This window comes from Candidatus Omnitrophota bacterium, assembly GCA_016929445.1.
In the GTDB taxonomy this organism is placed as follows: Bacteria; Omnitrophota; Gorgyraeia; order JAFGIU01; family JAFGIU01; genus JAFGIU01.
On sequence record JAFGIU010000092.1, the window covers coordinates 24,896 to 33,100 of the forward strand.

At 54.6% G+C, this 8,205-nt stretch carries 7 protein-coding genes; all 7 read left to right on the plus strand.

All coding sequences use genetic code 11. The annotated features are described in order from the left end of the window. Positions 1-37 precede the first annotated feature (37 nt). A complete protein-coding gene (locus tag JW937_07495; GenBank protein ID MBN1587257.1) occupies positions 38-628 on the plus strand; it encodes a polysaccharide export protein in 591 nt (196 codons plus the stop codon). Then, on the plus strand, positions 628-2,388 hold the full coding sequence (locus JW937_07500; protein MBN1587258.1) for a polysaccharide biosynthesis tyrosine autokinase: 1,761 nt from the start codon (positions 628-630) through the stop codon (positions 2,386-2,388). The genes JW937_07495 and JW937_07500 overlap by 1 nt, the downstream gene beginning before the upstream one ends. Beyond that, on the plus strand, positions 2,351-3,763 hold the full coding sequence (locus JW937_07505) for an oligosaccharide flippase family protein (protein ID MBN1587259.1): 1,413 nt from the start codon (positions 2,351-2,353) through the stop codon (positions 3,761-3,763). Before JW937_07500 ends, JW937_07505 begins: the two co-directional genes overlap by 38 nt. 3 nt (positions 3,764-3,766) lie before the next feature. Continuing rightward, a complete protein-coding gene (locus JW937_07510; GenBank protein MBN1587260.1) occupies positions 3,767-4,888 on the plus strand; it encodes a glycosyltransferase family 1 protein in 1,122 nt (373 codons plus the stop codon). A 37-nt stretch (positions 4,889-4,925) separates the two neighbouring features. Continuing rightward, positions 4,926-6,242, plus strand: a complete 1,317-nt coding sequence (locus JW937_07515; protein MBN1587261.1) for a hypothetical protein — start codon at positions 4,926-4,928, stop codon at positions 6,240-6,242. After that, positions 6,220-7,410 carry a glycosyltransferase family 4 protein gene (locus JW937_07520; protein MBN1587262.1) on the plus strand — a complete coding sequence of 397 codons (1,191 nt, stop codon included), beginning with the start codon at positions 6,220-6,222 and terminating at the stop codon, positions 7,408-7,410. Before JW937_07515 ends, JW937_07520 begins: the two co-directional genes overlap by 23 nt. Before the next feature lie 71 nt (positions 7,411-7,481). Continuing rightward, positions 7,482-8,205, plus strand: a 724-nt coding sequence (locus tag JW937_07525) for a glycosyltransferase family 9 protein (GenBank protein ID MBN1587263.1), incomplete at its 3' end; no start/stop codon positions are given.

Here is an 8,205-nt window from a genome sequence, read left to right on the forward strand (position 1 = left end):
CAATCTATGCACAACACAGACCCCCGCGGGCCCCGCAATGACGCGCGCGCTCGCAGCGCTGCCGGCCCTTGCCCTGCTTGCCGCAATGACAATGGCCCCGGCCCCGGCAGAGGCCCAGAATACAGAAGCGTACCGGGTCCAGCCTGAGGACGTGCTGCAGATCACGGTCTATGAACATGAGGATCTCCAGACCAAGGCGCGCGTCAGCACCGGCGGTGATATCGCGTTCCCGCTACTGGACAAGGTGAAGGTCGCGGGCCTGACCGTGGGCGAGATTGAAGACAAGCTCACCCGCGCCTTGGAAAAGGACTACCTGGTGCAGGCGCAGGTCCAGGTGTTTATTGAGGAGTATCATGTCAAACAGATTACGGTCTTGGGCGCGGTGAGCAACCCCGGCAAATACGACATGCACACAGAGAAAGAGACCACGGTGCTGGAAGCCATCGCCATGGCCGGCGGCTTCACCAAAGTGGCCAGCCTTAACGGCACCCGTGTGATCCGCACTGAGGGCGGCGTGGAGCAAGCCCTCCCGGTCCGGGTCACCGACATCACCAAAAAGGGCATGAAAGAAAAGGATATCCCCATTCAACCCGGGGACATCATCTTTGTGCCGGAGAGCTTTTTCTAGTGAACACAAACCCCCCATTTGAGGAAGAAATCGATCTGAGCGACTACTGGCGCGTGCTGAAGCGCCGCAAGTGGACCGTGTTTTCGGTTTTCTCCGGCACCGTGCTGGCCGTGGCCGTGGCCAGCCTGCTCATGACGCCTGTGTACCGGGCCACGGTTGTGTTGCTGGTCGACCAGGAAGACAGCAACGTGCTCACGATCTCCGGCAATGATATGGCTCTGGCCACCCAGAATTACGCGGCCTACAAAGAGTATTTCCAGAGCCAGAAAGAGATTATCCAGAGCAGGAGCATTCTTGAGCAGGTGTTCAAAGAGTTCAAACTCAACCGCCTGGAAGACTATTCCGAGGGGCGTTCCTCCCGCAGCGGCACCTCCTGGTCCGCGCAAGCCCGTACCTTTATGAACAGCCTTGTGGAGACCGTCACCGGCCAGGCTGCCCCGCAACCCAGGGTCTATTCCAATCAACCCGATCCGGTTGAGAAATTTATGGAAGATGTCAAGGTGGAGGAGGTCCGCGGCACGCGCCTGCTCAAGCTCAACGTGGAGAACAAAGACCCGGAGCTGGCCGCGCAGCTCGCCAACCGCATTGCCGAGGTCTACGTGGAGCGCAACCTGGCCTATATCAGCAAAAGCGAGATATTGACCCTCCAGAAGAACGAATACCTGAAACTCAAAGCCACGCTCAACGAATACTCCAAGATCTATAAGGAAAAGCACCCCAAGCTGATCCGGGTCAAGCAGAAGCTTGCGGATATCACCGAAAAGATCCGGCAGGAAAGCGCGGTGGGCTTTTCCATGGACAATGCCGCAATCCCGGCCACGGACCTGGCCAGCCTGAAGGCCAGCAATGTGAGCGTGCAGGACTGGGCCCAGGCGGTGTACAAACCCGTCAAACCCAAGAAGAGAAGAAACCTCCTGCTGGCAATCATTTTGGGCCTTTTCGGGGCCGTGGGTTTGGCCTTTTTCCTGGAATATCTGGACCACTCCGTCAAGAACATCGAGGATATCCGCCACCTGATCGAATGGCCTTTCCTGGGCTATATCCCGGTGATCCGGCGGAGCAAGGAGAATCTGGATGTCTGGATACGCCTGGAACCCGTGAGCCCGGCTGCCGAGGCCTACCGCACCATCCGCACCAACCTGTTGTTTTCCTCCACTCAGGAGAGGCCCGTCAAAAGCCTGCTCCTGACCAGTCCGGGCCAGCAGGAAGGCAAGAGTGTGACCGTCAGCAATCTGGCCATTGCCATGGCGCAGACCGGACGAAGGGTGCTCCTGGTGGACGCGGACATGCGCAGGCCGCGCCAGCATAAGATCTACCAGACCGCCAACAAAAGGGGACTCAGCTCCTTTTTGGCGGCGCAAACCCCCTTTGAGGAAACCCTGCATCCCACGGCTGTTGAAAACCTGTGCCTGGTGCCGTGCGGCCCCTGCCCTCCCAACCCGTCGGAGCTCCTGGCCGGGAAAAAGATGGATGAATTTATGGTCTGCGCGGAATCCCGCTTTGATTTCATTCTCTTTGATACGCCCCCGGTCATGGTCGTGACCGACGCGTTGCTCCTGTCCAAAAAGGTGGACGGCACGGTCCTGGTGCTGGAGAGCGGCAAGACCTCCCGCAAGGTGATCCCTTTGCTGCGGCAGAGCCTGGAAAACGCCCAAGCCCGGGTTGTGGGACTGCTCATGAACAAGGTCAAAGCCCAAGACGACAACTACGGTGGATACTACTATGCCCGCGCGCGCTACTACGGTGCCGTTACCCAATAGCCTGCCCGTCATTGCGAGCGCAGCACCCGTCATTGCGAGGGAGCGCAGCGACCGAAGCAATCTTTTTCTCACCCCCACCAAGCAAAACTTTCTCTGGATGATGCTCGGTAACGGCGTCTATGCCCTGTGCCAATGGGGCATGCTCGTTGCCCTGGCCAAATTAGGCAGCCCGCAAGTGGTGGGGCAGTTTGCCCTGGCCCTGGCCATTACCGCGCCCGTGGTCATGGTCACCAACATGCAACTGCGCGCCGTGCAAGCCACCGACGCCAAAAAAGAATACCGCCTGTCCGATTATGTGTCTGTGCGCGCGGTGTCCGCGCTTTTGGCCATGGGCCTGACAGGGGCCATTGTGTCTTTGGGGCGTTTTGAGCGCGCTGCGTTGCTGGCTGTCCTCATGATGGCCCTGGCCAAAGCCGTGGAATCGCTGAGCGACGTGTTCTACGGCTTCTTTCAGCAGAACGAACACATGGTCTACATTGCCGTGTCCCGCATCCTCAAGGGAGCGCTCTCCATCGCTGTGCTGGCCGGGGTGTTCCATATGTCCGGCAATCTGGCGCTGGCCTTGGCGGGCTTGGCCGGGGCATGGCTGCTCGTGTTTGTGTTCTACGACTGCCGCGTGGGACGCAGGCTCGCGGCCGTGTATGAACCCGCGGGCCAAACCGCTTTGCTGCGTTCGGCTGCGCACTCCGCGCAAAAGCGCCGCAGCTCGCTGTGGAGCATTGTGGTGCTGGCCTTTCCGCTGGGGATTGTGATGGGGATTCTTTCCCTGAACACCAACGTGCCGCGCTACGCCATCGAAACACTCCTGGGCAGCCGGGAGCTGGGCTTGTTTGCGGCGCTGGCCTACACCACAGTGGCAGTCAATATGTTTATCCAGGCCCTGGGCCAGGCCGTGACCCCCAAACTGGCGCAGTTCTTTGCCGCAGGCAACCTCAAAGCCTTTAAGCGGCTGCTCTTTAAAGTAATCTTCCTGAACGCCGCAATCGGCCTGTTGGGGGTGGGGGTGATCCGGATGGCCGGGGAGCAGATCCTCACCCTGCTTTACACCCGGGAATACGCCGCTTATGCCAATCTGTTCATGTGGCTCATGGCCGCAGCCGCGCTTTTGGGTGTGGCCTCGGCCCTGGGTTATGCCATGACCGCGGCCCGGCAGTTCAAGCCCCAAGTGCCGCTTTTTGCGGGTGTGCTTCTTTGCACGGCGCTCTTTTCGTTCTGGCTGATTCCACAATACAAACTCTACGGCGCGGTAATGGCCCTGATGGGCTCGGCCCTGATTCAAATAACCGGCTCAGCCCTCGTCATTGCGAGGAGCGAAGCGACGAAGCAATCTGACGCCAAGCGTCATCACGAGCCGACTGTCAGGGAGGCGTGGTGATCTATGTCCACTAACCCCATCCGCATCCTCCACATCGTCGGCGGCATGAACACCGGCGGTGTCGAAACCTGGCTCATGCACGTGTTGCGTCACATCGACCGCACCCGTTTTCAATTGGACTTCATGGTGCACACCGAAGAACCCTGCTTTTATGATGAAGAAATCCGTTCGCTCGGTTCGCGCATTCTCCCGTGCATGCATCCCAAGCGCCCGCTGCAATACGCCGCAAACTTTCGCCGCATCCTCAAAGAACACGGCCCCTATGATGGGGTGCACAGCCATGTGCATCACTTCAGCGGCTTTACCCTATTGCTGGCCCGGCTTTTTGGGGTGCGGCAGCGGATTGCGCACAGCCATAACGATATATCCGTGAAGGAATCTGGAGCTGGCCCGTTGAGACGGTTCTATTTGGCGACTACTGAGTGGTTGATTGAGCGGAGCGCAACCGTGGGCCTGGCCTGCAGCGAACTGGCTGCTGCCAGTTTGTTTGGACTTAAGTGGAAGAACGACCCACGTTGGAAGGTGCTGTATTGCGGCATCGACTTGGAACCCTTCAAGGCCCCTGTGGATCGGGCTGAGGTGCGCACTGAACTGGGATTGCCCCTGGACGCCTTTGTTTTGGGCCATGTAGGTGGGTTTAGAGAAGCAAAAAATCATGAGTTCTTGCTGGATATCTTTGCCCAAGTGGCAAAGCGGGAATCCAAGGCCTGGCTATTGTTGGTGGGGGAGGGGAGTTTACGCAAAAAGATTGAGCAGAAAGCCCAGCGTCTTGGCCTTGAGGACAAAGTCATCTTTGCCGGAGTCCGGGCGGATATTCCGCGCCTGATGAAAGGCGCAATGGATGTGTTTGTGTTCCCTTCGCGCTGGGAGGGGCTGGGGTTGGTGTTGGTGGAAGCCCAAGCCGCGGGGTTGAGGTGTGCTATTTCGGATGTAATACCTGCGGAAGTGGTGATAATTCCTCAGCTTGTATGTAGGCTTTCTCTGTCAGGACTGGAAAATTGGGCACAGCAGGTGACCAATGGGGAATGGTTATCGGAACAAGTGAGTAAATCGCAGTTATTGGTGGAAAATTCCAAATTTAATATAAGAGTCAGTCTAGACGGACTCTGTGCTGCCTATCCGTAAGGGCAGGTGTACCCAAGGGCCTAGAATGCTGCTACCCATGCTTAATTGGGCGACCTTCTTGTGGTTGTTGGTCCTGGCCATCTTTGCGGGTCAGCAGATTATCAAGGGCAGAAGGCACTCTGTCTATTTTGTGCTTCCGGTATTTTTTATGTTCTGTGGACTCCCCCTCTTTCTGGATGAAATATTTGGGAGACCCGGCTATCTTAACAAACCGGGCTTCGCGCTAGCATCCGCAGATGAAACCACGGGTATTATCTACTGCCTGTACATGGCCTTGGTGCCGGTTATCCTCCTCTGCTTTGGTAAACCTAAGTTGAAAATGAGTGGTGCTACCACTAACAGTGGTTATGCACCGCGGGGTAACCGCAGTGCAAAGCAAAAGAAAACCAGAACTTGGATTATTTGCTGGATGGTCCTCCTAAGTCCGATTGTACTAGTTTGCCTCTCTCCACTGCCTGCTGAATATCTGACATTCAGTGATACATTACGCTTCTCAGACTCCTATGATGAATTTCATACTTACGTGACTCTCGCATCCAATTTGGCTGCATTGGCAGGGGCTTATCTCATCGCGGTGAGCACACCCAGAGTCCCTGGGCGGTGGCCTAGGCTTGGAACTCTTGCTGCTGTGACGGTTTTCATGCTTCTGGCGGTTTGGATCCATGGGAAAAGGAATATTGTAGTTATTATGGCTGTTCTTGCACTCATGGCTCTTCATCACCGCGGGTTGTTGAAGGGTGTCAGGGCAGCTGTCTTGATAGTGGCTAGTCTTATCGTTGTGTTTGGCTATTCATTTTTCTTCCAAGTGCATACTGAACGAGTGAGTACGACATGGTATGAGAATGTACGGATGGACTTTGGCCGAGATGACGCAATCAAGATGACTCTGTTTGCGGAACTAAATCCAGAGGTGATGCGAATTTTAGAGTACAGAGGACAGAGTCTCGTATTTCTTGTTGTGTCGTATGTTCCGCGTAAGCTTTGGCCCGAAAAGCCTTTGCCCTACGCGCAGTATTTCACGTCAGCATTGTTTCTTTCAAGTCCCCGCATGTGGGGTTGGGGGATGACGACGAGTTGGCTGGAAGAGGCTATTGCAAATTTCAGTTGGTTGGGGATGTTACTCGGCCCCTTGTGTATCGCATTAGTCTGCCGTGCAGGTGATGCTTCGGGAAGTGTCTTGGGGCGGATATTGACACCCCTGGTCGCATGTCTATTGATGCTTGTACATGCAATTGCATTCTTTCCGCTGCTCTTGCTATGGTTCTATGTCTCGGTAACAGACTCGTTCAGGAATCATAAGGTAGACAACCTTCGGAGACAAAACGCAGCTTATGAAAGCACTCTTTGTCCATAGCACGCGTTTTGTGCGCACACCGGACGGCAAGGTGTTTACTGGTGGCTCTTTGTCATACGAGCATTTGAAAAGATATTTGAAATATTTCGACGCACTCACTGTCATCGGTAGACTATCCGAATGTTCAACACCCCCGGAAAACTGGAGTCTGTCTTCCGGCCCGGGGGTGAACTTTGCGGGCACACCGGATGATCACGGGAAACCCCTTATGCAATTGCAAACCGGAGCCTCCCGCAAGCTTATTCAGCAGCAGATAGAGGATTGTGATGCAGTCATTGTGCGGCAATCCCCAATTGGCTGGATGGCTGCGAAAGAAGCACATTCGCAGGGAGTTCCGTGGGCCGTCGAAGTAGTAGCCAGTGCCTGGGATGACTTTTGGCATTATGGAACACTGCCAGGCAAATTATATGCCCCGCTAGCTTGGTGGGAGTCGCGCCGTTGGACCGGGCAGGCCAAATTCGCCATTTATGTAACCCGCCAGTATCTGCAAAAGCGGTATCCCTGCCCCGGGCTTTGCGCCCACGCGTCCAATGTACAAATCAGGCCTGTCCCGAACGCTGTTTTGGAAGAGCGGCTGGCAGGCTGGAGCGCAAAGCAATCAAACTGCTCCAAGACTCCTGTGATCGGCATGATCGGCTCCTTGTTTACCCGGCACAAAGGGCTGCATGTCGCGCTAAAGGCTTTATGCAGGCTAAAACAGCAAGGATTGCTGATACATTTACGTGTTTTGGGCAGCGGAAAGCTCGATTCCTGGCAAGCCGCGGCCAGGCAGCTTGGTGCCGGCGGTTTATTGCACCTGGATGGGAGTCTGCCTGCTGGTGAGCCGGTGATGCAGTGGCTGGACGCTCTGGATATTTACATCCAGCCGAGCATCACAGAGGGGCTTCCTCGTGCGCTGATCGAAGCCATGAGCCGGGGCTTGCCTGCTTTAGGTTCCACATGTGCAGGCATCCCTGAGTTGCTACCCTATGAATGTTTGCATCACCCTGGAGATGATAAGACCCTAGCAGCACAGCTGCGCAGAATGGTTGAGGACAAGTCTTGGCAAATACAACAAGCAAAACGGAATTTTGAGAAAGCACAAGAATATTATAGTGATCATGTGAACGCCCAGCGCGATCAGTTTTGGCATAGATTTGTAGAGCACGTAAAAGCAGCAAATAAATAGTCTGTTTTGTGCTGGAGCCTGAGTTTTCTGCAGTCTTTGGTTGTAATGTCCAGAAGGAATATTTGCTAGATATGTTGCGTAAGATTCTAAGATTTGCTGATAAATGGCTGGGAGGGGTTATCCTGATGTTGAACCTCCCTATGATAAGAAGGGTTGTGTTTGGAAGTAATCGCGGAAAGGAACAAGGGAGCCAGCCCCAGACATTTGTGATCATAAAAACGGTAGGCATGGGTGATGCCGTTTTGATTCTGTCCGTAATAGACCATTTAAAGAAAAGCATTCCAAACGCAGCAATCATTGCCCTCACAACACCGCTTACTGTAGGGATATGGGAAAATCAGCCATGCTTTGCGGAGGTTATTAACTATGACATTCTAGGAAAACAACGAGGCATCCGTAGCTTCTTGAAGTTGCTCCGTCAACTCCGGGGAAAACAAATAGATTGTGTTATTGATTTCGAACCATATTTTAATCAAACAGCTCTGCTAGCTATGCTGCTTGGGGCTCCCCGCCGAATAGGTCTTTATTATGGCGCCTCAAAAAGACAATACGCATTTACTGATCCGGTTGAGATAAATCCAGAAGACCATATGCTAAGGTCTCAAATGTCGCTACTTGAACCGCTTGGGATTCAAGCGGAAATTCACTGCTTGAAAGCACCCGTGGTTTCTGAAGAAGATCGGAAAACACTGCAGCAGTGGCTTTATTGCAAACAAATTCCAAAAGATTGCCCAATTGTTGCTGTTCATGCTGGATCTGGGGGGAGAGGGAAAGCGCGGCGGTGGCCCCGGGAAA

Coding starts and splice junctions, on each gene's coding strand:
- JW937_07495 (MBN1587257.1), top strand. CDS start 38: ATGACGCGCGCGCTCGCAGCGCTGCCGGCCCTTGCCCTGCTTGCCGCA.
- JW937_07505 (MBN1587259.1), top strand. CDS start 2,351: ATGCCCGCGCGCGCTACTACGGTGCCGTTACCCAATAGCCTGCCCGTC.
- JW937_07510 (MBN1587260.1), top strand. CDS start 3,767: ATGTCCACTAACCCCATCCGCATCCTCCACATCGTCGGCGGCATGAAC.
- JW937_07515 (MBN1587261.1), top strand. CDS start 4,926: ATGCTTAATTGGGCGACCTTCTTGTGGTTGTTGGTCCTGGCCATCTTT.
- JW937_07520 (MBN1587262.1), top strand. CDS start 6,220: ATGAAAGCACTCTTTGTCCATAGCACGCGTTTTGTGCGCACACCGGAC.